Annotated in this window: 20 protein-coding genes; 13 read left to right on the top strand and 7 right to left on the bottom strand. The window is 68.0% G+C overall.

Going from position 1 to position 24,050, the window contains the following annotated elements:
- Positions 1 to 37: 37 nt before the first annotated feature.
- Complete coding sequence (locus CYFUS_RS31360) at positions 38 to 844, bottom strand: MOSC domain-containing protein (protein WP_095988562.1); 807 nt, start codon at positions 842 to 844, stop codon at positions 38 to 40.
- Between the two features lie 291 nt (positions 845 to 1,135).
- Between CYFUS_RS31360 and CYFUS_RS31355 the strand changes: the two genes are divergently transcribed.
- The 8 genes from CYFUS_RS31355 to CYFUS_RS31320 all read left to right on the top strand — a co-directional run bounded on the left by CYFUS_RS31355 (position 1,136) and on the right by CYFUS_RS31320 (position 10,543).
- Positions 1,136 to 1,873: a phosphoadenylyl-sulfate reductase gene (locus CYFUS_RS31355; RefSeq protein ID WP_095988561.1), complete on the top strand. Its 738-nt coding sequence runs from the start codon at positions 1,136 to 1,138 to the stop codon at positions 1,871 to 1,873.
- 32 nt (positions 1,874 to 1,905) lie between these two features.
- Entirely contained in the window at positions 1,906 to 2,547 is a 642-nt protein-coding gene (locus CYFUS_RS31350; protein WP_095988560.1) for a precorrin-2 dehydrogenase/sirohydrochlorin ferrochelatase family protein, read from the top strand.
- The gene (gene cobA / locus CYFUS_RS31345) at positions 2,544 to 3,344 is read left to right on the top strand and encodes a uroporphyrinogen-III C-methyltransferase (RefSeq protein ID WP_095988559.1); all 801 of its coding nucleotides are present in this window, start codon (positions 2,544 to 2,546) and stop codon (positions 3,342 to 3,344) included. Before CYFUS_RS31350 ends, cobA begins: the two co-directional genes overlap by 4 nt.
- Positions 3,337 to 4,254 carry a sulfate adenylyltransferase subunit CysD gene (gene cysD, locus CYFUS_RS31340; RefSeq protein WP_071905285.1) on the top strand — a complete coding sequence of 306 codons (918 nt, stop codon included), beginning with the start codon at positions 3,337 to 3,339 and terminating at the stop codon, positions 4,252 to 4,254. The genes cobA and cysD overlap by 8 nt, the downstream gene beginning before the upstream one ends.
- 1 nt (position 4,255) lies before the next feature.
- Positions 4,256 to 5,914, top strand: a complete 1,659-nt coding sequence (locus CYFUS_RS31335) for a GTP-binding protein (RefSeq protein WP_095988558.1) — start codon at positions 4,256 to 4,258, stop codon at positions 5,912 to 5,914.
- Positions 5,911 to 7,734: an assimilatory sulfite reductase (NADPH) flavoprotein subunit gene (locus CYFUS_RS31330; protein WP_095988557.1), complete on the top strand. Its 1,824-nt coding sequence runs from the start codon at positions 5,911 to 5,913 to the stop codon at positions 7,732 to 7,734. Before CYFUS_RS31335 ends, CYFUS_RS31330 begins: the two co-directional genes overlap by 4 nt.
- 13 nt (positions 7,735 to 7,747) lie before the next feature.
- Complete coding sequence (cysI, locus tag CYFUS_RS31325) at positions 7,748 to 9,439, top strand: assimilatory sulfite reductase (NADPH) hemoprotein subunit (protein ID WP_095988556.1); 1,692 nt, start codon at positions 7,748 to 7,750, stop codon at positions 9,437 to 9,439.
- 207 nt (positions 9,440 to 9,646) lie between these two features.
- The gene (locus CYFUS_RS31320) at positions 9,647 to 10,543 is read left to right on the top strand and encodes an RluA family pseudouridine synthase (protein ID WP_095988555.1); all 897 of its coding nucleotides are present in this window, start codon (positions 9,647 to 9,649) and stop codon (positions 10,541 to 10,543) included.
- A 16-nt stretch (positions 10,544 to 10,559) separates the two neighbouring features.
- Here CYFUS_RS31320 and CYFUS_RS31315 read toward each other — a convergent pair whose 3' ends face one another.
- The 4 genes from CYFUS_RS31315 to CYFUS_RS31300 all read right to left on the bottom strand — a co-directional run bounded on the left by CYFUS_RS31315 (position 10,560) and on the right by CYFUS_RS31300 (position 13,642).
- Entirely contained in the window at positions 10,560 to 11,036 is a 477-nt protein-coding gene (locus tag CYFUS_RS31315; protein ID WP_095988554.1) for an aminoacyl-tRNA deacylase, read from the bottom strand.
- Between the two features lie 245 nt (positions 11,037 to 11,281).
- Complete coding sequence (locus CYFUS_RS31310) at positions 11,282 to 11,836, bottom strand: hypothetical protein (protein ID WP_157758773.1); 555 nt, start codon at positions 11,834 to 11,836, stop codon at positions 11,282 to 11,284.
- Between the two features lie 162 nt (positions 11,837 to 11,998).
- Positions 11,999 to 12,991, bottom strand: coding sequence for a pyridoxamine 5'-phosphate oxidase family protein (locus CYFUS_RS31305; RefSeq protein ID WP_232536924.1), 993 nt, complete (start codon positions 12,989 to 12,991; stop codon positions 11,999 to 12,001).
- A gap of 15 nt (positions 12,992 to 13,006) precedes the next feature.
- Complete coding sequence (locus CYFUS_RS31300) at positions 13,007 to 13,642, bottom strand: glutathione S-transferase family protein (RefSeq protein WP_095988552.1); 636 nt, start codon at positions 13,640 to 13,642, stop codon at positions 13,007 to 13,009.
- A 5-nt stretch (positions 13,643 to 13,647) separates the two neighbouring features.
- On the opposite strand from CYFUS_RS31300, the gene CYFUS_RS31295 reads away from it, so the two are divergent.
- Positions 13,648 to 14,646: a LysR family transcriptional regulator gene (locus tag CYFUS_RS31295; RefSeq protein WP_232536923.1), complete on the top strand. Its 999-nt coding sequence runs from the start codon at positions 13,648 to 13,650 to the stop codon at positions 14,644 to 14,646.
- Positions 14,647 to 15,094: 448 nt separating this feature from the next.
- Positions 15,095 to 15,382 (top strand): hypothetical protein, encoded by a 288-nt coding sequence (locus CYFUS_RS31285; protein ID WP_157758772.1) that lies wholly within the window; start codon positions 15,095 to 15,097, stop codon positions 15,380 to 15,382.
- A gap of 240 nt (positions 15,383 to 15,622) precedes the next feature.
- Here the strand turns inward: CYFUS_RS31285 and CYFUS_RS31280 are convergent, their stop codons facing one another.
- Both CYFUS_RS31280 and CYFUS_RS31275 read right to left on the bottom strand, forming a co-directional pair.
- Positions 15,623 to 17,200, bottom strand: a complete 1,578-nt coding sequence (locus CYFUS_RS31280; RefSeq protein WP_157758771.1) for an FG-GAP repeat domain-containing protein — start codon at positions 17,198 to 17,200, stop codon at positions 15,623 to 15,625.
- Positions 17,201 to 17,522: 322 nt separating this feature from the next.
- Positions 17,523 to 18,536: an AraC family transcriptional regulator gene (locus CYFUS_RS31275; RefSeq protein ID WP_198316199.1), complete on the bottom strand. Its 1,014-nt coding sequence runs from the start codon at positions 18,534 to 18,536 to the stop codon at positions 17,523 to 17,525.
- Positions 18,537 to 18,949: 413 nt separating this feature from the next.
- On the opposite strand from CYFUS_RS31275, the gene CYFUS_RS31270 reads away from it, so the two are divergent.
- The 3 genes from CYFUS_RS31270 (at position 18,950) to CYFUS_RS31250 (ending at position 24,041) form a co-directional block, all read left to right on the top strand.
- Positions 18,950 to 19,321 (top strand): PLAT/LH2 domain-containing protein, encoded by a 372-nt coding sequence (locus CYFUS_RS31270; RefSeq protein ID WP_095988546.1) that lies wholly within the window; start codon positions 18,950 to 18,952, stop codon positions 19,319 to 19,321.
- 384 nt (positions 19,322 to 19,705) lie between these two features.
- Entirely contained in the window at positions 19,706 to 21,544 is a 1,839-nt protein-coding gene (locus CYFUS_RS31260; RefSeq protein ID WP_095988544.1) for a vWA domain-containing protein, read from the top strand.
- Between the two features lie 1,069 nt (positions 21,545 to 22,613).
- Positions 22,614 to 24,041, top strand: coding sequence for a DUF4832 domain-containing protein (locus CYFUS_RS31250; protein ID WP_095988542.1), 1,428 nt, complete (start codon positions 22,614 to 22,616; stop codon positions 24,039 to 24,041).
- The last annotated feature ends 9 nt before the right edge of the window (positions 24,042 to 24,050 follow it).

Here is a 24,050-nt window from a genome sequence, read left to right as displayed (position 1 = left end):
CCAGGTCCGAGGACTCTCGCGCGAGGTCGTAATTCTTTCAGGCCTCTTCCAACACTTCGACCGCATCGCCCACGCGCAACACGCCCGTGCGGCGCGCGATGACGTTCTGGCCGAACATCACCTTGTTGCCGTCCTTGCGGTACGTGGCGAGGGTGCGCAGGGGCTGCTGGGCGGGGTCGGGCCGGGCCGTGCGCGTATCCACGTTGACGAAGACGCAGCGGGCGCACGGCTTGACGAGCTCCAACTCCACCTCGCCGATGCGCAGCCGCTTCCAGCGATCCTCGGCGAAGGGCTCGCAGCCGCTCACCACGAGGTTGGGGCGGAAGCGGTTCATCTGCACGGGCTGGGGCAGACGCGTGTTGAGGTCGGCGAGCGAGGCCTCGGTGGCGAGCAGGAGCGGAAAGCCGTCGGCGAAGCCGACCCGGTCCTCGGGCGCGGCGTACTTGGGATCCACCGGACGCTGCATGCGCGTGTCCACGTACACGAGCCGCGCGGGCTCGCGCAGGTACGCGGAGAGCCACCGGTCCGCGTCGTCCCCGATCCAGGCGGCCGAGCAGGTGTCGTCCCAGACGGTGATGTCGAGGCGGGGCGCGTCCGCCGGAGGCACGGACACCACGAGCTCGGGCATGCCGGGCGCCGACAGGTGGAGTCCCTCGGGCACCGGCACGGCCCGCAGGTGCACGAAGCCGGGCAGCTCGCGTCCCGTCATGCAGGAGCCATCCGACCGCACCGCCATCCAGCGGCGATCCTGTTGCAGCCCGAGCGGCTCCACCGTGGCCTGGGTCAGCGGCAGCTCCGCGCAGGACTTGAGCGGGTAGATGGAGAGGGAGGAGAGCGTGAGCACCTGCCCCTTGTGCCCGATTTCACGCCCAGACGCACCTGGATGCCTCCCTACCAGGAGGGCAGGAGGCGTCCGTCCGTCATATTGGCGTTCCCTCCACCTTGACGGAGAAAGGCCCGGGCGGTAATTACCGCGCTACTCCTGCTGTAGCGCGCTTCGCTGGCCGCCGAGGCTCAGGGGCGCGGGTGGGGAATCATCGCCGAGGGCATCGGTCCACGGGGCCGTTGTGCGGCGACACGTACGGCCCGGCCTCGCTCGAGGGGCGGGCCGTTCTTTTTTCCGTCGGGGTCCGCCATGTCCGCGTCTTCCTTGTCATCGCCCGCGTTCTCGCCCGAGGAGCTGCGTGCCACCTCCGAGGAGCTGCTCGACGCCCCCGCCGAGCGGGTGCTCGCGTGGGTGGAGCGGCGCTTCGGGGCCCGTGCGGTCATCGCCTCGAGCTTTGGTGCGGAGGACATGGTCCTCATCGATCTGGCACGAGCCCACGCACCGAGCGTGCGTTTGTTCACGCTGGATACGGGGCGGCTGCCGCCGGAGACCTACGAGGTGATGGACGTGGTGCGCCGCCGCTATGGCGTGGAGATCGAGACGTTCTTTCCCGAGCGCGCGCGGGTGGAGGCGCTGGAGTCCACCAAGGGGTACTTCTCGTTCAAGCAGAGCATCGAGGAGCGCAAGGAGTGCTGCGGCGTGCGCAAGGTGGAGCCGCTCAGGCGCGCGCTGACGGGGCGGGAGGCGTGGGTGACGGGGTTGCGGCGCGAGCAGTCCGTCACGCGCACGGAGGTCCAGGCGATCGAGGCGGACGTGACACATGGTCTGCTCAAGGTGAACCCGCTCGCCCGGTGGACGTCCCGGGAAGTGTGGGCGTACATCAAGGCCCACGGAGTCCCCTACAACGCGCTGCATGATCGCGGCTACCCTTCCATCGGCTGCGCGCCCTGTACGCGCGCGGTGAAGCCGTACGAGGACGAGCGTGCGGGCCGCTGGTGGTGGGAGTCGCCCGACAACCGCGAGTGCGGTCTGCACGTGAAGCGCTGAATGAATTCCAGGATCCAGCTTCGAGTGGTCTCATGAGCACGCCCGTGGACTTTCCCATCTGCCTTCGTCTGGAGGGCCGGCGGGTGCTTCTGGTCGGAGCCGGCACCATCGCCGAGGAGCGGAGCCGGCAGCTCGTCGAGGCGGGAGCCCGGCTGCGCGTGGTGGCGCCGGTGGTGAGCAGCGGCATCCGCCAGCTCGCGGACGCGGGCCGTCTGGAGTTGCTCGAGCGCGCCTGGCGGTCCGGGGATACGCGGGGGCAGGAGCTGGTGTTCGTGGCCACGGATGACTCGCGGGTGAGCGAGGCCGTGGCGGCGGAGGCCCGCGCGAGCGGCGTGTGGCTCAACACGGCGGATGTGCCGGAGCTGTGTGACTTCACGTTGCCGTCAGTGGGTCGGCGCGGGCCCATCGTGGTGGCGGTGTCGACCTCGGGGCAGGCGCCCGCGCTGGCGCGGCTGCTGCGGCAACAGTTCCTGGAGCAGGTGCTGCCCGGGCACGTGCGGCTCGCGCGGCTGATGGGGTGGCTGCGCAGGCGTCTGCCGCAGGGGCCCGCGCGGATGCGGCTGCTCAAGGAGCTGGTGGAGGGTGAGGCGGGGAAGTTGCTGCTGCGCGGGCAGCGCCGGGACGCCTTGGCCCGGGTGCGCGCCGCGATCGAGGCTCTTGGAGAGAAGAAATGAGCCAACACGTCGAGGGCATCGTGTACCTGGTGGGCGCGGGTCCGGGAGATCCCGGCCTGCTCACGCTGCGCGCGGCCCGGCTGCTCGCGAGCGCGGACACGGTGGTGTACGACCGACTCATCCACCCGGAAGTCCTCACGCATGCCCGGCCCCACGCGCGGCTGGTGTTCGTGGGCAAGGAGGGTGGGGGCGAGTCGGTGGCGCAGGAGGAGATCCACGCGCTGCTCATCGCCCAGGCACGGCTGGGCCGCTCGGTGGTGCGGCTCAAGGGGGGAGACCCCTTCGTGTTCGGCCGGGGCGGGGAGGAAGCGCTCGCGCTGGAGGCGGCGGGCATCGCCTACGAGGTCGTCCCGGGTGTCTCCAGTGGCCTGGCGGCGCCGGCGGCGGCGGCCATTCCCGTCACCCACCGGGGCGTGTCGGGCTCGGTGACGTTCGCCACCGCGCACCGCACGGGTCAGGCGCCGGACTGGGCGCACCTGGCCGGCGCGGAGACGCTGGTGCTCTTCATGGCGGGCCGCCGGCTGGAGGAGGTGACGCTCGCGCTCATCGCCGCGGGCCGCGCTCCGTCCACCCCGGCGGCGATCGTGGAGGCGGGCACCTGGGCGCACCAGCGCGTCCTCGAGGCGCCGCTGGCGTCCATCGCCGCGCGTGCCCGGGAGGAGTCCGTGGGTTCTCCCGCCCTGTTGGTGGTGGGCGAGGTCGTTTCCCTCCGGGCCCAGCTGCCCACGCTGGCCAGGACGCGGCCGGGCGGGGCCGGGCCGGAGCCATTTCTCAAGGTCGAGGCGGGACATGAGTGAGACGTTGGCGGCGAGGCACTCGCACCTCGCGGTGCTCGAGGCGGAGAGCATCCACATCCTCCGGGAGACGGCGGCGGAGTTCGCCCGCCCGGTGATGCTCTACAGCATTGGCAAGGACTCGCAGGTGCTCTTGCACCTGGCGCGCAAGGCGTTCCATCCGGCGCCCCTGCCGTTTCCCCTGCTCCACGTGGACACCACGTGGAAGTTCCGGGAGATGTACAGGTTCCGGGACGAGTTCACGGCGCGCCACGGGTTGAACCTCCTGGTGCACCAGAACAAGAAGGCGCTCGCCGAGGGCATCAACCCCTTCGACCATGGCAGCCAGAAGTACACGCACGCCATGAAGACGCAGTCGCTGCTCGAGGCGCTCGCGCTGCACGGTTTCGACGCGGCCTTCGGCGGCGCCCGCCGCGACGAGGAGAAGTCCCGGGCCAAGGAGCGCGTGTATTCCTTCCGTGACCGGCACGGGCAGTGGGAGCCGCGCAAGCAGCGGCCCGAGCTGTGGAACCTCTACAACGGCCGCATCGACGCGGGCGAGAGCATGCGCGTCTTCCCGCTGTCCAACTGGACCGAGCTGGACGTGTGGCATTACATCCTCAAGGAGCGCATCCCCGTGGTCCCGCTGTACTTCGCCGCCGAGCGCCCGGTGGTGAGCCGCAATGGCCAGTGGATCATGGTCGATGACGAGCGCATGCGGCTGCGGCCGGGCGAGAAGCCCGTGCTCAAGCGGGTGCGCTTCCGCACCCTGGGTTGCTATCCGCTCAGCGGCGCCGTGGAGTCCTCGGCGGCGTCCGTCGAGGACATCATCACCGAGATGGTGGAGTCCCGTGTGTCCGAGCGGCAGGGCCGGCTCATCGATCACGACGAGGAAGGCTCGATGGAGCTCAAGAAGCGCGAGGGGTATTTCTAGGATGAGCGCCGAGACTCAGGTTCAAGACAGGACGGACGTCCAGGGCTTCCTCGCCGAGCACGCCGAGAAGGAATTGTTGCGCCTGGCGGTGGTGGGCTCGGTGGACGATGGCAAGTCCACGCTCATTGGCCGGCTGCTCTACGAGTGCAACGGGCTCTTCGAGGATCAGGTGGCGGCGGTGAAGCGCGCGAGCGCGGGCGGTGAGATCGACTTCTCGCTCTTCACCGACGGGCTGCGCGCCGAGCGTGAGCAGGGCATCACCATCGACGTGGCGTACCGCTACTTCTCCACGAAGCGGCGCAAGGTGATCGTCGCGGACACGCCGGGACACCTCCAATACACACGCAACATGGCCACCGGGGCCTCCACGGCCGACGCGGCCGTCATCCTGGTGGACGCGCGCCTGGGCATCCTCCCGCAGACGCGACGGCACGCGTACATCGCCTCGCTGCTGGGCATTCCCTACCTGGCGGTGGCCATCAACAAGATGGACTTGATGGACTTCGACCGGGCGGTGTTCGAGCGCCTGTCCACGGAGTTCGAGGCCTTCGCCCGCACGCTCGGCTTCGAGCAGGTGCGCTTCTTCCCCATCAGCGCGCGCACGGGCGACAACATCACCCAGCCGAGCGCCCGCACTCCGTGGCACGACGGCGAGACGCTGCTCGGGTGGCTGGAGACGCTGCCGCACGAGCGCCGGCAGGAGGACGCGGCCTTCCGCTTCCCCGTGCAGTACGTGCTGCGACCGGACCTGGACTACCGCGGCTTCGCCGGGCAGATCGTCTCCGGCAAGGTGCGCCTGGGGGACGAGGTCGTCGTGTATCCCTCCCGGCGGCGCACGCACATCGCGTCCATCGACACCTTCGACGGCCGCCTGGAGGAGGCCAGCGCGCCCGCCTCGGTGACGCTGCGCCTGACGGACGAGGTGGACATCAGCCGGGGAGACCTGATTGCCCACGCCGAGCAACCGCCACGGGTACTCCAGGACATGGAGGCCATGCTGGTCTGGTTCGGCGAGGAGCGCCTGGACACCTCGCGCCGCTACCTCGTGAAGCACACCTCCAAGTACGTCCCCGCCCACATCGAGCAGGTGCTCTGGCGCAAGGAACTGGAGGACCTGTCCGAGCAGCCCACCCCGACGCTCGGGCTCAATGACATCGCCAAGGTGCGGCTCGTCTGCAAGCGGCCGGTGGTGTGCGATCCCTACCGGGACAACCGCCGCACCGGGGCCTTCATCGTCGTGGATCCGCTCACCAACGACACCGTCGCCGCGGGGATGATCCTCGGCGGCGCGGGCGGGCAGGGGGAGGGGGAAGCGCGCTCCCTCGTCTCCGCTGGCGAGCGGCGCGCGCGCCTGGGCCAGTCCGGAGCGGTCCTCCTGCTCACGGGCACCCCCGAGGTGCGTGACGCCGCGCTCCGCCTGGAGCGCGCCCTCTTCGATCAGGGCCGGCACACCGCCACCGTGCGTGGGGATGCGGAGAACGCCCTCGCGCTGGCCGAGGCGGGCCTGCTCGCCATCCTCTACACCCCGGTTCCCCAGGCGCGTCTGGTCTTGAGGGATCAGCTTCGTGGCGCCGGCGTCCCCTGGCTCGAGTTGGAGCCCTCGGAGGACGTGGACACGCAGGTCAAGCGCGTCCTCGACGCGCAGGAGAAGACGCCTTGAGTGCCTCCGTGAATGCATCCTCCGTCGCCGTCCTGGCCACGCCGCTGGGCGCGGACAAGGGCGCGCTGCTCCAGCGCCTCGTCGAGGGGCTCGATGCCTCGTCGCTCAACTGGCTGAGCGGGTACTTCGCCGGGCTCGCCGCCCGGTCCCTGCCGGTGTCCGTGCCTCAGTCCCAGCCGACGGCCGTGCCCCAGGCCTCCCCCCAGACGCCGGCGACCGTGGTCTATGGCACCCAGACGGGCAACAGCCGGCTCCTGGCCGAGCGCCTCAAGCAGCGCCTGGAGTCCGCCGGGGTCGCCGTGCGCGTCTTCCGCGCCGGGGAGTACCCCACGCGCGAGCTGAAGAACGAGCGGGTGTTGTACGTGGTCATCAGCACCCAGGGGGATGGCGATCCCCCGGATGACGCGCGTGGCTTCTTCGAGTTCGTGATGGGCAAGCGCGCCCCGGCGCTCAACCAGCTCCAGTTCTCGGTGCTGTCGCTCGGGGACTCGAGCTACCCCAAGTTCTGCGAGGTCGGCCGGGTGCTCGACGAGCGCTTCGCGCAGTTGGGTGCCGCGCGGCTGTTCTCGCGAGCCGACTGCGACGTGGACTTCGAGCCGGTCGCCGAGCCCTGGCTGGGACAGGCCCTGGAGCGCGCGCGCACGGAGCTGGGTGCTCCCGTCGCCACCGTCACGCATCTGCCCACCGCGTCCGTCGCGCCCACCTTCAGCCGGGAGAATCCCTATCCCGCCCAGGTGCTGGCCAACCAGCGCATCACCGGCCGCGACGCCCTCAAGGACGTGCGCCACGTGGAGCTGTCGCTCGAGGGCTCGGGCCTGCGCTACGAGCCGGGAGACGCGCTCGGGGTGGTGCCGCGCAATCCGCCCGAGCTGGTGGACGCGGTGCTCTCCACGCTGAAGCTCGACGGCGCCACCGAGGTGTCGCGTGACGGCCGCGCGCTGCCGCTGCACCGCTGGTTGTCCGAGGGTCTGGAGATCACCCGCCTGAGCCGGCCCTTCCTGACGAGCCACGCCTCGCGCTCCGGAGACAAGGAACTCGAGCGGCTGATCGCCCCCGAGAACGCCGCGGGCCTGCGCAAGCTGCTCGACAGCCATCAGGTCATCGATCTGCTCCGGGCCCATCCCGCCGAGTGGAGCGCGCAGGAACTGGTGGGCGCGCTGCGCCGCCTGACGCCGCGGCTCTACTCCATCGCCTCCAGTCAGAAGCGGGTGGGGGACGAGGTGCACCTGACGGTGGCCCGGGTGGACTACGAGGCCTTCGGCATCCGGCACTTCGGCGCCGCCTCTTCCTATCTCGCGACGCGTACGGCGGAGAAGGACGTGGTGGAGGTGTTCATCGAATCCAACGAGCGCTTCCGCCTGCCGACGGATCCCTCGCGGGACATCCTGATGATCGGCCCGGGCACGGGCGTGGCACCGTTCCGCGCCTTCGTGCAGGAGCGCGCCGAGACCGGAGCGAGCGGCCGCAACTGGCTCTTCTTCGGCGAGCAGCACTTCCGCAGCCAGTTCCTCTACCAGGTGGAGTGGCAGGAGGCGGTGAAGAAGGGCGTGTTGCACCGTCTGGACGTGGCGTTCTCGCGGGACCAGGGCCAGAAGGTCTACGTCCAGCACCGCCTGCGCGAGAAGGGGCGCGAGGTCCACGCCTGGCTGGAAGGCGGCGCCTCCCTCTACGTCTGTGGCGAGGCCCAGCGCATGGCTCCGGACGTCCACGAGGCGTTGATCGACATCTACGTGGCCCATGGTGGCAAGAGCCGAGAGGATGCCCGGGCCCATCTCGAAACCCTGCGCGAGCAGCAGCGTTACCTGCGCGACGTCTACTGAGGGAAGATCTCCCATGAGCAAGAACCCGACGAACGCCCCCCTGGCCGAGGTGGAGCACATCAAGGCGCGCAGCCGCCACCTGCGCGGCACGCTGGTGGAGAGCCTGGCCGATCCGCTCACCGGTGCCATCGCTCCGGCAGACACCCAGCTCATCAAGTTCCACGGCAGCTACCAGCAGGACGACCGGGACATCCGCGAGGAGCGCCGGCAGCAGAAACTGGAGCCCGCCTACAGCTTCATGCTCCGTACCCGCCTGCCCGGCGGGGTGTGCACCCCCAAGCAGTGGCTCGTCCTGGACGAGCTGGCGCGCACCCACGCCAACGGGACGCTGCGGGTGACCACGCGTCAGGCGTTCCAGCTCCACGGCGTGCTCAAGGGCGATCTCAAGCCCACCATCGCGGCCATCAACGCCACGCTGCTCGACACGATCGCCGCCTGCGGCGACGTCAACCGCAACGTGATGTGCAATCCCAACCCGGTGGACTCGCGCGCGCACGCGCTGGTGCATGAGTGGACCCAGCGTCTCTCCGAGCACCTGCTGCCCAAGACGCGCGCCTACTACGAGATCTGGCTGGACGAGGAGAAGGTCGCGGGCGGCGAGGAGGAGCCCATCTATGGCTCGACCTATCTGCCGCGCAAGTTCAAGGCGGCCGTCGTGGTGCCGCCCCTCAACGACGTGGACGTCTTTTCCCAGGACCTGGGCTTCATCGCCATCCTGGAGGCCGGGGAACTGGTGGGCTTCAACGTCACGGTGGGCGGTGGCATGGGAGCCACCCACGGTGACAACGCGACCTTCCCCCGGCTCGCGGACGTGATTGGCTTCATCCCGCCCGAGCGCCTGCTCGTGGTGGCCGAGAACGTGGTGAAGGTCCAGCGTGATTACGGCGACCGGACCAATCGCAAGCACGCGCGGCTCAAGTACACCATCGAGGATCGCGGCATCGCCTGGTTCGTGGGCGAGCTGGAGCAGCGGCTCGGCTTCAAGCTGGAGCCCGCGCGCCCCTTCAAGTTCGAGCACAACGGGGACCGCTTCGGCTGGACCGAGGGGTACGACGGCAAGTGGAACCTCACGCTCTTCATCGAGAGCGGCCGGGTGGCGGACCGCGACGGCAGCAACCACCTGACGGGCCTGCGGGAGATCGCTCGGGTGCACCGGGGTGACTTCCGGCTCACGCCCAACCAGAACCTCATCATCGCGGGCATCGCCTCCGAGGATCGGCCGGCCATCGAGTCCCTGGTGGAGGCGCATGGCCTCGCGGGCTACCAGCGCGCGAGCCCCCTGCGCCGCAACGCGCTGGCCTGCGTGGCGCTGCCGACGTGCGCCCTGGCCATGGCGGAAGCCGAGCGCTACCTGCCCGACCTGGTGGGCCTGCTGGAGGCACGCATGGCGGTGCACGGGCTGGAGAAGGACAACATCCACCTGCGCATCACCGGTTGCCCGAACGGGTGTGCCCGGCCCTACCTCGCGGAGATCGCGCTCGTGGGCAAGGCGCCGGGCCGCTACAACCTCTTCCTCGGCGGAGACGTGCGCGGGCAGCGCCTCAACCGGCTGTACCGGGAGAACATCGACGAGGCGGGCCTGCTGGAGGCGCTCGAGCCGGTGTTCGCCGCGTACGCCAAGGACAGGCGGCCGGGAGAAGGCTTCGGCGACTTCACCGTGCGCTCGGGCCTCGTCGCCAGCCCCTCCCGGGAGTTGAGCGGGTAGGGCGGGCCGCCCGGCATGGCACGGCCAACTCCGGGCAGACCTTGCGATTGCACGCATTCGCGGGCATGGGGCTTCGTCAATTCCCAGCGCGCCCGATGTGCGCGGGTCAAGCCCCAGGGCGGTGCGAGGTGACGGTGTTGCAAGCAGGTGCCGAGCGGATGGAGCCTGGCGCGGCTTCTTCCGCGTCTTCGAGGGAGGGATAGCGGTATGGCACTCAATACGGGCTATGCCTACCGGGAACAACTGGGCGAGCGGGTACGGGGAGCGAGCACGCTCTCCTATCTGGTCGGCGCCTACCGTCACTCCTCGGAGGAGGTGTGGCGGGAGCGGTGCTCGCGGGGCGAGGTCCTGTTGGATGACGTCCCCGCGACGGGCGAGGAGCTGCTGAAAGCCGGCCAGTGGCTCGTGTGGAACCGGCCGCCCTGGGAGGAAAAGGAGACGCCGCGCGACTACTCGCTCGTGCACGAGGACGAGGCGATCCTGGCGGTCATCAAGCCGGGCGGCCTGCCCACGGTGCCGGGCGGAGGCTTCCTCGTGAACACGCTGCTCAGCGTCGTGCGCGAGCGCTTCCCGGAGGCGAGCCCCCTGCATCGGCTGGGACGTGGCACCTCGGGCCTCGTGCTCTTCGCGCGCACGCGCGACGCGGCGGCGAAACTGTCCCGAGCCTGGCGCGAGCATGAGGTGGAGAAGCGCTACCGGGCCCTGTCGCTCAACGTGGCCGCCCAGGAGTTCTACGAGATCACCGCGCCCATCGGCGAGGCGGTGCATCCAGGCATGGGCATGGTCCCCATGGCGACTCCAGGCGGAAAGGCGTCCCGAAGCCTGGCGCGCGTGCTCCAGCGGCGCGTGGCGAGCACCCTCTTCGAGGTGGACATCCAGACGGGCCGCTCCCAGCAGATCCGCATCCACCTGGCCTTCATCGGGCATCCGCTCGAAGGAGATCCCGTCTACATCGAGGGAGGCGTGCCGCGCGCCGAGCATCCGGGACTGCTCGGGGATACCGGCTACCTGCTGCATGCGGAGCGGCTGTGCTTCGTGCATCCGCTCACGGGAAAGCGCTTGGAACTCCACGCCTCCATCCCGCGAGAACTGCGGGTGCAGTAGAACTGGCGGAAGCCCGTCAGTGTCTCGTGCGCTCTTGGGTGATGGACACGACCTGGGGCGATTCGAGCGCCAGGAAATCCTCGACGCTCACCGACAGGGCCTCCTCGTGCGAGCCGGCGCGCAGCAGCATGTCCTCCGTCCCCCTCAGCCCCTCATCCAGCAGCACCGGCAACCCATACAGCGTGCCGAAGGGGGGCTCCGCTCCCAGCTCGCATTCCGGAAAGCGATTCGAGAACTCCGCCTCGGTGGCCAGACGAACCTCCTGGGCCCCGAGGGCCTCCCGGACCTTGTCCAAATCCAACGTCTCCGAAGCAGGCAACAGGCAGATCCACAAGTGCTGCTCTGCCTGGATGATGACCGACTTGGCTACGCGGTAGCCCGTCACGTGCACCGACTGCGCCAATTCCTGCGCTGTCACCGCACGCGGATGTCCATGGCGCGAAAAGGGAACATGCTGCTGCTGGAGGAAATGTTGGATGGATTCCGGGATCATGACGGTCTCCTCTTGACCCCTCAAACTTGGAGCGCCCCGGCGCCATCGGCCACATCGAAGCGGACGTGCGCATGCCCAGCCACCACGGGAGCCGAGGCATTGCCCGCCAGGCCCAGGCCCCCTGATGCATCCCGGCTATCCCTCCGGCACCCCGCCCGGACGAGCCGCTACCCAGCAAGAGGGAGCCGAGTCGCTCTGGCGAGGCCGAGTCATTGGAGGAGCTCCGTCCGGAATGGATGGTGTAGTTACCGATGCCAGCGGCGCTCGCTCTTGACGAATTCGTACCACTTGTCCCAATCGACCTGACCCTCCTCGTCGAGCAGCTCTTGAAGGAAGACGTCGCCGTCGGGGGTTTCCGGGTGTTGCGTCTCCTCGTTCTCGGACGTCACCATGCCGTGCGAGCTGTAGAAGATCTCCGCCTTCAGCTCGCCGATGACGGTCATCGAGTGGCCTCGCTCGACCAGCTCCCTGACTTCCAGGGTGTCGCAGACCAGCATGTTGTTGCAGCCCGACTGGCCGACGACGCGGTTGGCACGGAGTGCTCCCGAGACGAAGATCCACCCCGAGGTCCACAGCTCGCTGCAGCGCAGGTTTCCCGCCACGAAGATGAACTGGCGATTCTCGAGATCATGGAGCACCGCCTCGGGGACTTCGAGATCGCCCATCACCAGGTGCACGCCCTCTCGCTCGAAGTCTGGTCGCTCGCCCGGCTCGTACACGAACGTCGGGAGCGCGAGGTACTTCTCGAGGTAGCAGAACGCCTCGGCAGCTGGCTCGAGGTTGGAGACGAGGCGATCCACCAAGGCCTTGGCTTCCGCGTTCTCATTGGCAGGGGGCAGCGTTTTCATGTGTCGCGCAGTACGCGAGGCGCACATCCGGGGTCAAGACTTGACCCTCTCCCGGGAGGCGGCCGGGGAGGGCTGGCCCACCACGTACTCGTTTTCCGCGAATGGGTGGCAGGGTTACGGAGCGGGCTGTGCCGCGGACCATCGCAACGGCACGCCGTCCTCGATCCACGTGCCTGCCGTGACGCGGAAGCGCAGCAGCCGCTCCGCCCCCGAGAAGGCCTCGACCTCGGGCCCATCCCAGACGATCTCGGTCTCACCGGTCAGCGACAGGAGCCCACCGGTGGCGAAGTCGACGAACAACAGACCCGCACGCGGGTTGAGGACCAGGTTGCCAAACGTATTGAAATGAAAGTTGCCGCTGAAGTCCGGGGCCGTCAGGACGGTGCGGCCGTCCTCCTCCGTCACTCGCACGAAGCCGGGCTTGCCACCGCGATGCGAGACATCGACACCTTCGACCGGCTCGTCCCCGCGCGCGGCCGGTGACGCCGTGGCGATGAAGAACGTATCCGCGCGGTCGATGAGCTCGACGCTCGCACCGGACAGCAGCGGGCCTTCCTTCCGCACGGGTCGCGGCTCCGTGACACGGGAGGGCTCGGCCACGAAGGCGGGCTCCCGTGCCTGGATGTACCGCGGGCAATTGCCGAAGCTCTGCTCGACCCGGACGACGAATCGGCCCTCGCTGCTCTCCACCACCGTTCCGTTCATCCGGTTGCGGCGGCGCGTCTCGAGCTGGATACCGAGCAGGCCCAGGGGTGCGCCCGGGAGGAGGTTCTGGCCCAGGGCATCTCCGAAGCCGGGGAACGCGGAGACCACGAGCGTCCGCGGGTCGGGCGAGGCCACGAAGCCCGGTCGGCCCACGAGGAGGGAGGCCCATGGACGCCGCTCACCATCCAGACTGCCCACGAGCAGGAAGGGCAGCTTGCGGAACAGCTCGCGATGCTGCTCCGGCATGGACGAGCGGATGACCTTGCGCCCGGTCTGCTCGAGGCGGGCACGCATCCCGACCCGCTCCTGGACGGCCTGCTCGCCGGCGTGGAAGGGCGATTGCTCGTGGGACCAACCCGGCAGCGGTGCACCGGGGACGTTCTGTGCGGTGTTCTGGGACATGGCACGCTCGATGGCTCAGGCCGCGAATTGCGTCGGTGTCCGCCGCATCGGCACGAAGCCGGGCAACGCCTCGATACGCGCGAGCCACGCCCGGATGTTGCCGTAGGGCTCGAGGGACACGCCACCCTCGGGGGCGTGGGCGGTATAGGAGTAGAGCGCCACGTCGGCGAGGGTCGGTGCCTCCCCGACGAGGAAGCTCCTGTTGGCCAGAGACGGGTCGAGCACCGTGTAGAGCTGGGTGGCGATCGCCTTCGCGCGCTCGGTGTCGAGCTTCGTGCCGAACACGACGGCCAGGCGCGCCGCCGCGGGACCCGACGTGAGCGGCCCGGCCGCGACCGAGAGCCACTGCTGCACTCGCGCGGCCGCGACCGGCTCTCGCGGAAGCCAACGCCCCGAGGGGTCGTACCGCGTCGCGAGATAGACGAGGATGGCGTTGCTGTCGGCCAGCGTCACCTCCCCGTCCTCGAGCACCGGCACCTGACCGAACGGGTTCCTGGCCAGGAACCCGGGGGTCTTGTGCTCCCTCTTGGCGAGATCGACGTCGATGAGCTCCGACGGGAGCTTCAGCAGGGACAGGAACAGCTCGACCCGGTGCGAATGGCCGGACAGGGCGTGGCGATAGAGACGGAGGGGACGGACGGGGACGGTCATGGGCAATGAGCCTCGCTTTCGAAGGGAAAGATGCTCGTTGCCGCCCGCGAGCGGAATGCGCGTCCTTGACAATGAACCGTTCCACATCGCGGAATGATCGTGTGGACCGACTCGAGACCATGCGTGTGTTTGTCGCGGTGGCGGAAGAAGAAGGCTTCGCGCCCGCGGCCCGGCGCCTCGCGATGTCACCGCCAGCCGTGACGAGGGCCATCGCCGCGCTCGAGGAGCGGATTGGCACTCGCCTGCTTCACCGCACGACGCGCATCGTGCGCCTGACGGAGGCGGGCAGCCGGTTCCTCACGGACTGCAAGCGCATCCTTGGGGAAATCGAGGAGGCCGAGGCATCAGCGGCGGGCTCCCATACCGAGCCACGCGGGCAACTCGGGGTGACCGCGTCCATGATGTTCGGGCGGATGTTCGTCGCGCCCATCCTCCTCGACTTCCTGGCCCGCTATCCGCACGTCATGGCGAGAACGCTGCTCGTCGATCGCGTCGTGGACCTCGTGGATGAGGGGTTCGACGTCGCCGTGCGGATCGCTCATCTATCGGATTCGTCGTTGAGCGCGGTCCGGGTGGGTTCGGTGCGGCGGGTGGTCTGCGCCTCCCCCCGGTATCTGGCCGAGCACGGCGTTCCACGGACCCCGGCCGAGCTGTCGCGTTTCGACGCGCTCACGTTCTCGTCCACGGCCTCACAGCAAGCCTGGTCGTTCGCTTCGGGGACGAGAGTCCAGACGGTCAGCCCACCCACGCAACTGATTGTCAACACCGCCGAGGTTGCGATCGCGGCAGCGGTCGCCGGGAGGGGGTTGACCCGGGTGCTCTCCTATCAGATCGCCCCGGAGCTGCTCTCGGGGAAGCTCCAGATCGTGCTCGTGGATTTCGAGCCTCCGCCCATTCCGATCCACGTCGTGTACCTGGAGGGCCGGCGTGCCCATGCGCGGGTGCGTTCCTTCGTCGATTTCGCGGTCGACCGGCTCCGGTCCGAGAAGTCCTTGAACGGGTGAGCTGGCTTGATCATGGGAAGGAGGGAAGTCGTGATGCGTTGGCGTACGCTCCTTGCCGTTCTGCCAGGTCTTTTCCTGGTCCTGCCATTGGCCTGGGTCATCTATACGGCCATGCTGGGAGGATTGCGGTCGGCTCCCGCGGCGAGGCTTGTCCCGATGCTCTCGCCCGGAGAGCGCCAGCGTCTGATGACCTACGAGCGCCCCTGCGCGGGCCGCAAGGACTGCGAGCCACCGCTCGCCTGCTTCTTCAATGCACGGTCCATGTGAACGGGGCCTCCTCTGCCAGGACCGCCGGTGTGGCCGGCCGTGCCGGGTGGAAGAGCCCGGGAGCTGTCCGGAGGGATTCTTCTGCCGCGAGGGCCTCGATGGGCCTTCCTGCCTGCCCACGTGTGAGGGCCGTACGTGTCCCGAGGGCCAGGACTGCATCCGGCCCAACAGCGAGGAGGGCGTGTCGGTCTGCACGCAGGTGTATGGCCAGAACTGCCAGGAGACCCCCTGTCCCGAGGGCCAGAAGTGCCATATGTGGAACACCTACGGCCACCCCCGCGAAGCCTGGGGGACGTGTCTCATCCGTTGTGGTGAGGAGCACACGCCTGCCTGCCCCGAGGGCTTCGTCTGCCAGATGAGCTATTGCAGGAAGGCCTGTGACCCGGCCGTCACCGAGGTCTGCGGCCCTCATTACAAATGTGACCGTTACTACGAGAAGTTCGCCTGGACGTGCGAGCCGGACATGTGAGGCACGCGAGGGCAGCTCTCTACTGGCGCCGGAGACGGTGTCCCGGAGACGGTGTCCGGAGAAGGAGCGCCGAGTGGCCGGGCCTCACGTGTCTGCCGCAATTGCTGGGGCCGGCGCGGCGAGTGTTCCAGTGGTTCAATTGGACAAAACGCTGGAACCTTTGACACCCTCTCGGAGCAGGCGCTCAAGCTTGAAGAGAGGAGGCAGGGCGGCGACGGCGGCTGCCCTGCCCGGGATGCGCTAATGCGACGTGTTGAGGAGGACGCTGCTGCTACCGCCGGTGTAGTTCGCGGTGACGATGTCGCGCTTGCTGTCGCCGTTGAGGTCGCCCACCGCCAGGAAGAAGGGGCCGGTGCCCACGGCGAAGTTGGTGGCGGACTGGTGCGTGCCGTCGCCGTTGCCAAGGAGCACGCCCACGGCGTTGGAGCTGTAGAGGGTCCCGGCGATGTCGGCTCGGCCGTCGCCGTTGAAGTCGGCGATCTCCAGGTCGCCAGCACCGTTGGCCACGGGGTAGGTGATGGCGGACTGGAGCGTGCCGTCGCCATTGCCAAGGAGCACGCCCACGAGCTTGTCGTTGAAGAGGCTGGCGGCAACGTCGGGCTTGCCGTCGCCGTTGAGGTCGCCCACCGCCGCGACCTGCACGAACCTGCCCCCCAGTGAGGTCGTCGCCGCCGACTGGAACGTGCCATCGCCGTTGCCGAGCAGCACGCCCACGCTCCTGCCGTTGTAGTTGCTCGTGACGAGGTCGAGCTTGCCGTCGCCGTTGAGGTCGGCCGCGGCCACGGAGCTGGGAGTGCCGGGCATGGAATAGGTGACGGCGGTCTGGAACGTGCCATCTCCGTTGCCGAGCAGGATGCTGACCGTGCTGCCGACGAAGTTGGCGGTGGCGATATCGCGCTTGCCGTCGCCGTTGTAGTCCGCCACCGCCACGCCGTTCGGGTCGTTGCTGTTCACGTTGTAGTCGGCGCGGCTCTGGAACGTGCCGTCACCGTTGCCGAGCAGGATGCTGACGTAGTGCGTCGAGCCGGTGCCGCCCCCCACGGCGAGGTCGGCGTTGCCATCGCCGTTGAAGTCGGCGATCGCCACGAACTTGGGGTTGCTGCCCACCGCGAACGTGCTGGCGGCCCCGAACGTGCCGTCGCCGTTGCCGAGCTGCACGCTCACGAGGGCGGAAGTGATGAGGGTGAAGGCGACGTCCGGCCTGCCGTCGTTGTTGACGTCGCCCACGGCCACGCCGTAGGGCCGGGTGCCGGCGGGGAAGTCCTGGTGGCTCTGGAAGTCGAGGACCGGCGCGCGGCATATCCCGGCGTCGCAGAACCCGCCGCTGCAGGCCGTCCCGTCGTCGGCGGTGGGGTTGGAACACTGGCCGGTGGCGGGATCGCAGGTGCCGGCCACGTGGCACTGGTCGCTGGCGGTGCAGACCACGCCGGCGCAAAGGTCGGTGCAGACGCCGTTCTGGACGACCAGATTCTCGCAGCACGGAAGTGTCGGATCCCACGGGGAACCCGCGGGTAGGCAGCCGCCGCCCTGGCAGGTGGGATCGTCAACGGCCACATAGTCGCCGGTGTGCTGCGAGTGGTCGTTGACGCACGCCTGCTCGCTGATCTCGATGACGGTGTAGGGCTTCTTGGTGGAGCGGGTCTTGTGGCAGATGCGGACCTTGCCTTCGACGCCGAAGTATTCGCACTGCGCGGCGGTGAGGGGGGCGTCGGCCGAAACGACGTGCGCGTCATTTTCTTCGACAGAGGTCACGCTGCAACCGCCGATGAGGCCGAGCAGACCGGCCCCCGTGAGAATGACGAGGAGAGAAGAAGACATACGTTTCATTGATTTCCCCCTGAAGACACACCACGGCCTCGCACGGCTTGCGCGGAGACCGCGGGCATCCAATAGATTGCTGTTGAGTGCGGGTTGCTCTTGCTTCACCCGCAGAACGAGAGATTACAGCATTCATGGCAATTTTGACAAATACTGCATCATGACCGCGGTCGGATTCCTGCCGATCCGGCACAATGACCGCGGTTTTCGCACAACGAAGCTCGTGCAGGCTCCGGCGCGAACCCATCACGTTCGACGTGAGGCCGGACGCGCGTCGGCGGCGACGAATGGTTTGTGAATGAAATGAATGGAGCGGCGGGGCTCAGCGCGCGCTGGGGGAGCGCTTCGTCGTCGGCCCCGCGGGCCCGCGCGAGGCTGCGAGGGTATCCGACGGGCTCTCGTCGAAGAGCTTCTTGTATTCGACGCTGAATCGCCCGCCGGACACGAAGCCGAGCGAGGCCACGACGCCGGCGACGGTCGTCCCTGGCGCGCCTGCGAGCAGCCTTTGTCGCGCGATCTCGAAGCGACGGCGGCGGAGGAACGCACCCGGCGGCATCCCCCGAGCCGCGATGAACGCAGCGCGAAGCGAGCGCTCCGGCACCCCGACGGCAGCGACGATATCGGCCAGGGAGATGGGCTCGCCTGCGTGCGCCTCGATGAACTCCTCTGCGCGACGCACGGAAGCAGGCGCCGCGCGGCGCGGGGGAGCTTCGAGGAGGCTCGATGCGCTGTGACGCGTGCCCGTGAGGAGCGCTGTCAGGAGCGCGTCCCGCAGCGAGGCCACGAGGAACGACGAGATGGAAGGCAGCTCCAGGCCCTCCGCGAACAACTTCAGGATCGGACCGACCCCGGCGACCGACGTGAGATCCAGCGCGACGTCGAACACGAGCGGCCCGCGGAGCTCCCGGCCCGTGAGCGCCGTGAAATGGGACTCGAGTGTGGCGCGCTCGAGCGCCACGGAGCGACCCTGGTAGGCCGGCGGGCACTCCAGCGTGACGGGGCGCTCCGGCGAGAGTACCGCGCTGCGCCGCTCGGGCTCCAGCTCGTAGGGCTCGTTCGCGTGGAGCCCGTGGGCCTTGCCGTGCAATGCGCCCGTGATGAGGTAGCGCCCGAGGACCCGAGGAATCGTGCACCGGCCGCCGGTGGGCCAGATCCCGTGGACGAAATGAATCGACCCGCAGGTGATGACCTTCAGCTCGCACGAGAAGGCAAGTCCCCGTGAAGGCTCCAGCTTCGACTCCGAGTAGATGCCACTGAAGACGGCGCGCGCCTCCTCCAGATCCGCCATGTGGTGGACGCGGCGCTCGGGGACCAGCCACACGTCCGTCTTGCGCATGTGCTCCGAAGACGGAGCCGCCTGTTTATTCGGCGGCTCCGAAGCAGGTGGTCGCAGCATGTTCATCCAGGACCGCTCTCCGTCCATCGTTCATCGCCGCCGGCCATGACTCCCCCCCGCCGACCTTGCAGGAACCACCATGAACCTTTGAGCGACTGTATCAGGTTCGATAAAGGCATTGCCTCATGCTCAAGAGATAGCATTCACTACTATACATCTTGAGTTTGACAAAGACCTACTCAATTGGGCACGGCGTGCACGTGGGCGGCATGAGTGCTGCAACGGGGTCCGGGCAACGGCGGCAAAACCCCTCGCTCAATTAGACATTGACCACAACAATTGAGGCCGATAACCTACACGGAACGCCACCACTCGATACCAATGAGTGGCACGTGCGCAATGAGGGGGAGCAAATGGCAGACTACCAGGTTCAAGTCAAAACGGGTGATGTCCACAATGGCGGCACAAACGCCAACGTATTCATCACCTTTCACGGCAGTGACGGTACCAGTGGTCCCTACGAACTGGACACGCCCGTCGAGAACAACTTCGAGCAAGGCAACCTCGACGCGTTCACCCTGCAAGTCGACAACGCCGGGAAGCTCCAGAGCATCAACATCCAGATGGACGACACCGGAACGGCCAGTGGCTGGTACCTGCAATGGGTCAGGGTCACCGATCCCAGCAACACCCAGTACTGCTTCCCCTACAACGGCTGGATGGGCGGCGGCGACGGACCGCTCGAGGTCAGTCTGACGCCATCCGACATGGGCAACTGTTCCTGACCCCATCACCGAGCAGGCCCCCGCGCCCGCGGCGCACCGCCGCGGGCGCCCACCACTGGCCCAGCGGAGTGCACGCGGGGGAGGGGGATGGACTGGCCGTTGAGGATGTTCCAGGCGGAGAGTCCCTATTCCGTGTTTGTCGCGTACGCGGAGGACAGGCGGCCGGGAGAAGGCTTCGGTGACTTCACCATGCGCTCGGGCCTCGTCGTCACCCCGGGCTCCTCCCGTGAGGTGAGGCGCATCCGCCCATCCATCAGCCACCCGTCGGGCGGGCCCAGCCATACCATTCTCATCCGACGTGCTGGGGCGGATGGATGCGTCATGACGTCTGACAGAGGGCTGGCATAGGCTGTCCCCGTTCACGCTTCAACGAAAGGACCGTCCGTGAAGGCTTCCTATACCCTCAGCCACCCCGTGCTCCCGCAGGGAGCTGCCTCCAAGATCGATCTGCTGGTGACGTTCTCGGCGGAGGACGCCGCGGCGGCCACGCGGCGCTCGCTCAACCTGAGCGTGGTCATCGACCGCTCGGGCTCCATGGCGGGGGCGCCGCTCAAGCACGCGCTCCAGGCCTCGCGCGAGCTGGTGGAGCGCATGGGCCCCGAGGACTCGCTGTCCATCGTCACCTATGACGACGCGGTGGCCACGGTGCTCGCCCCCACCAAGGTCACGGACAAGGCGGCCATCGGCAAGGTGCTCTCCCAGGTGCGCGCGGGCGGGTGCACCAACCTGAGCGGCGGCTGGCTCAAGGGCGTGGAGCACGTGAGCAGCCAGAAATCCGACGAGCGCATCAACCGCGTGCTGCTGCTCACGGATGGGCAGGCCAACGCGGGCGTGCGGGATCCAGGCCAGCTCACGAACATGGCGCGCGAGAAGTCCAACGCGGGCATCATCACCACGACTTTGGGCTTTGGCGCCAACTTCAACGAGGACCTGCTCATCGGCATGGCCAACGCCGGCGAGGGGCACTTCTATTACATCCAGTCGCCCGAGGACGCGGCCGGGGTGTTCGGTATCGAGATGGAGGGCCTGGGCTCGCTGGTGGCGCAGAACCTGGAGGTGGTGATCAAGCCGGCCGCCACGGTGAAGGTGGCGAGCGTGCTCAACCGCTACCGCTTCGAGTCGCGGGGGCAGGAGGTGGCGGTGGGGCTGGGGGACGTGTACGCCGCGGAAGCGCGGCAGTTGGCGGCGGAGCTGTCGGTGGAGGCCTCGTCGGCGGCCGGGCCGGTGACGCTGGCCACGCTGGCGTACCGGGCGCAGGTGGTGGTGGACGGCAGCGTGCGCGAGGTGGTGGGGGAGATTCCCATCGTCGCGCGGCTTGCCTCGGGGATGGACGTGGCGGTGTCCCCGGACAAGAACGTGCTGGCGCAGACGAGCCGCCTGCGTATCGCGCGGGTGAAGGATCAGGCCATCGAGCTGGCGGACAAGGGCGAACTGGCCTCGGCGGGCAAGCGCCTGCGCGAGATCATCTCCGAGGTATCGCAGTACCTGGACAAGGCGTCGTATGAGATCGCGGAGGAGATGGAGCAGCTGGCGCACTACGCGCAGCGGCTGGAGTCGAGCAAGTACGACGCGGTCATCCGCAAGGAGTTGAGGGATCAGTCGTACCAGGCGGGCACGCGCAACCGGGGGGACCTGGCGTTGCGCGGGACGGCGGGAGGCTCGGCGGACAGCCTGGAGGCGGTGAGCGACGCGGGGGGCGGCATCGTGCTGGAGTGCGTGCGCGAGGGCGGCAAGCTGCGCGTGCACGCGACGTCCGCGGGGTATGACCCGGGCTTCAACGTGCAGTTCCCCCGGAGCGTGCGCGAGGAGGGCGTGCGCTACGTGGTGGAGAAGCTGGAGACGAGCGGGGACGGCACGTTCTACCGGGTGGGTGGGAGCATCAAGCGGCTGGTGGTGCCGGGACAGGAGCGGGTGGCGCGAAGCCAGGACGCGGCGACTTCGGCGAGGAAGGGCAAGCCCTCGGCGTCGAAGGTGACGGCGGGCTCGGCGGCGGACCTGCCCACGACGAACTCGGTGGGCACGGGCGTCATCGTCCAGTGCATCAAGGAGGGGAGCAAGCTGCGCGCGCGTGTGGTGTCGGACGGGTACGACCCGGATCTCAACATCCGCTTCCCGCGCGACATCCGCGAGGAGAACGTCCTCTACGTGGTGGATGAGATCATCACCATGGCCAACGGCACCTCCTACATCGCCTGCGGCGACATCAAGCGGCTGGTGCAGTAGGCGTGCTCCTCAGCGCACCAGCCGTTCGAGCCAGTTCACACCCACGACGGGCACAGTGAAAAACGCTCCCGTGGTCCTGTCCCCAAGGGGTTTCCTTGGGGAAGGAGTCCTCCGCCCGGCGTTGTGACGGACGCCCGGGTCCCCGGATCACCACTGCTTCGTGGCGCACTCTTCCTGATGTTTCTCGAAACTATGGGTCAACCGAAGTGGGCGACCTGGGCGTCTCACGAACAGGGACATAGCACTGGCCCTGGTGCTCATAGAACTGGCCGCAGGGTGGCCGTTGCTCCATACGACTCCAGCATCCGCCATTGATCTCCACCTGCCCACCAGGGGGCGGGGTACACGGCGGGGCCTGCTGGCGCTCCAGACGCTTCGGCGGCATGGGCACGGCGACGGCGCCGCCATCACGAGTCAACCAATCGGTCGCGATGTCCTCGGGCATGGGCCGCTCTCGCGAGGGAGCGACGCGAATGGGTTTGGGAGGGAGCGAGAGCACGCCCCAGAGCGCGATGCCCACGGCGAGTGCCTCCAATGCGCGTGGTGCCCACGTGGGTGGCATGCGCCACGCCGAGCGCACCCTCTGCCCTCGAGTGGGCTTGATCCGCAGCACCACACGCAGGGCCACAAAGACGGGCACCACAGTACCCAGATGACTCGCGCATTCGACGGAGAAGAGGATGATTCCCAGCCTGCTCAAGCCCTGGTGTCCAGCACCGATGAAAACTCGGGTCCACTCCCGCTTTTTTCTGAGGGTCATATTGATGGGGTGACTTAGCGCGTAGTGCGAGTGCTCGTCCATGGTCCACGCTGGTGGACGCCGTACCGGACCTTCATCGCAGCGTTCCGGGAGGCGGCGGCTCGCTGGGGACGGGGGATTTCTCAGCGCCCCTTCCTCCTTCCCTCCGCGGGTGGTGCCAGGTCGCGTCGCTCGAATTCTTTGACACCCTCTCGGGGGCGTCCACGAACGGGAACGCCCGTTCGAGAAGGTTTTCACTGGAATTCAAGCAAGACCTGGAAGCATACTCTTCCTCGAACCCCCGACGCCATCTGCTTCGAGGAGAACGACATGTCGCTGCCCCCACCGCGCGCCCTCGCGCTCACGCTTTCGTTGGCTCTCGCCTCCGCCACCTCCGCCCCCGCGGCCTCGGGCGCATGGGAAGGCCAGACCTACAACGGAAATGCACCGGGGCTCGAGTCCAATCCCCTCAAGGGCTTCGTGCCGTTCGGAGCGGCCACCAATGGCTTCCCGTACAGCATGGAGTGGTATTATCTGCCATTGAACTCACTGATGACGGGAGGCAGCTCTTCGTCGGGGACCTACTCGTATAACTGGGCCGGGCTCGACAGTGCGATGGCGGCGGCGGCCAGCCGGGGCAATCAGATCGTCTTTCGCATCTACCTCGACTACCCGGGCCAGGCCGTGGCCACGCCCCAGTTCCTGATCAACGAGGGCCTGCCCATGCGGTCCTACTCGGACTATGGGAACTCGAGCAGCAAGGCGCCGGATTGGAATAACGGCAATCTGATCAAGGCGCTGGAAGCTTTCATCGGCGCGCTCGGCCAACACCTCGATGGGGATGCGCGGGTCGCCTACGTGACGGCGGGCCTGTATGGGTACTGGGGCGAGTGGCACACCTACCCGCAGGACTCGGACACGTCCGATGGCAAGCCGAACTGGGAGATGTCCCAGGCGAACAAGGATCGGCTGCTGGCTCGGTACAAGTCCGCCTTCACCCGGACTCACGTGCTGGTGCGCGACCCGTTGGCCAGCGCGACCTACAAGAATGACTTCGGCTACCACGATGACTCGTTCGCCTATGAGACGCTGCCAGGTGTGAGCTGGCACTTCTGGCCCAAGATGCAGAGCGCCGGCCTCTCGGAGAACTGGCGCCGCCGGCCGATGGGGGGAGAGCAGCGGCCGGAGATGCAGCCCACGATGTGGAACAGCTGGCCCAATCCGGTGGAGTACTACTACGGCACGCCCACCGAGAACGAAGAGACCGCGATCAAGACCACACATGCCACGTGGCTGCTCAACAACTGGATGTTCAACAACGCGCTGAACTCCACGCAGTGGAACAACGCCCTCCGGGCGCAGAAGCTGCTGGGATACGAGCTGTTCGTCTCCTCGGTCCGGCTGCCCAACCCCACGACATCCACCCCTCTGTCCGTGGACATCAACCTCGAGAACCGGGGAGTCGCCCCCTTCTATTATGACTGGAAGTTGGAGTTCATCGTCTTGAACGCGTCCAACACCTGGCTGAAGACCCTGGGGACGACCCAGGTGAACCTGCCCGGGATCCAGCCTGGAAGCGCGGCCTCCACGAAGAGCTTCAGTGCGTCCCACGGGCTGAGCGCGGGCACCGGCTACAAGCTGCTCATGCGGGTCGTGAATCCGATGACCAATGGCAAGTCCGTCAGCTTCGCCAATGCGAAGCAGGGCCAGGACTGGGGGGGCTGGTTGACTTTGGGTTCCTTCGACGTGACGAAGTGAAGACAGGAC

The organism is Cystobacter fuscus (assembly GCF_002305875.1).
Lineage (GTDB): Bacteria > Myxococcota > Myxococcia > Myxococcales > Myxococcaceae > Cystobacter > Cystobacter fuscus_A.
This window is presented reverse-complemented; position numbering and strand designations above follow the sequence as displayed.

Excerpts from the sequence above, each read along its gene's own strand:
- CYFUS_RS31355 (WP_095988561.1), top strand. The coding sequence starts at position 1,136 with ATGTCCGCGTCTTCCTTGTCATCGCCCGCGTTCTCGCCCGAGGAGCTG.
- CYFUS_RS31280 (WP_157758771.1), bottom strand. The coding sequence starts at position 17,200 with ATGTCTTCTTCTCTCCTCGTCATTCTCACGGGGGCCGGTCTGCTCGGC.
- CYFUS_RS31250 (WP_095988542.1), top strand. The coding sequence starts at position 22,614 with ATGTCGCTGCCCCCACCGCGCGCCCTCGCGCTCACGCTTTCGTTGGCT.
- CYFUS_RS31300 (WP_095988552.1), bottom strand. The coding sequence starts at position 13,642 with ATGACCGTCCCCGTCCGTCCCCTCCGTCTCTATCGCCACGCCCTGTCC.
- cysD (WP_071905285.1), top strand. The coding sequence starts at position 3,337 with ATGAGTGAGACGTTGGCGGCGAGGCACTCGCACCTCGCGGTGCTCGAG.
- CYFUS_RS31335 (WP_095988558.1), top strand. The coding sequence starts at position 4,256 with ATGAGCGCCGAGACTCAGGTTCAAGACAGGACGGACGTCCAGGGCTTC.
- CYFUS_RS31350 (WP_095988560.1), top strand. The coding sequence starts at position 1,906 with ATGAGCACGCCCGTGGACTTTCCCATCTGCCTTCGTCTGGAGGGCCGG.
- CYFUS_RS31315 (WP_095988554.1), bottom strand. The coding sequence starts at position 11,036 with ATGATCCCGGAATCCATCCAACATTTCCTCCAGCAGCAGCATGTTCCC.
- cysI (WP_095988556.1), top strand. The coding sequence starts at position 7,748 with ATGAGCAAGAACCCGACGAACGCCCCCCTGGCCGAGGTGGAGCACATC.
- CYFUS_RS31295 (WP_232536923.1), top strand. The coding sequence starts at position 13,648 with ATGAGCCTCGCTTTCGAAGGGAAAGATGCTCGTTGCCGCCCGCGAGCG.
- CYFUS_RS31305 (WP_232536924.1), bottom strand. The coding sequence starts at position 12,991 with ATGTCCCAGAACACCGCACAGAACGTCCCCGGTGCACCGCTGCCGGGT.
- cobA (WP_095988559.1), top strand. The coding sequence starts at position 2,544 with ATGAGCCAACACGTCGAGGGCATCGTGTACCTGGTGGGCGCGGGTCCG.
- CYFUS_RS31270 (WP_095988546.1), top strand. The coding sequence starts at position 18,950 with ATGGCAGACTACCAGGTTCAAGTCAAAACGGGTGATGTCCACAATGGC.
- CYFUS_RS31275 (WP_198316199.1), bottom strand. The coding sequence starts at position 18,536 with ATGCGCAAGACGGACGTGTGGCTGGTCCCCGAGCGCCGCGTCCACCAC.
- CYFUS_RS31320 (WP_095988555.1), top strand. The coding sequence starts at position 9,647 with ATGGCACTCAATACGGGCTATGCCTACCGGGAACAACTGGGCGAGCGG.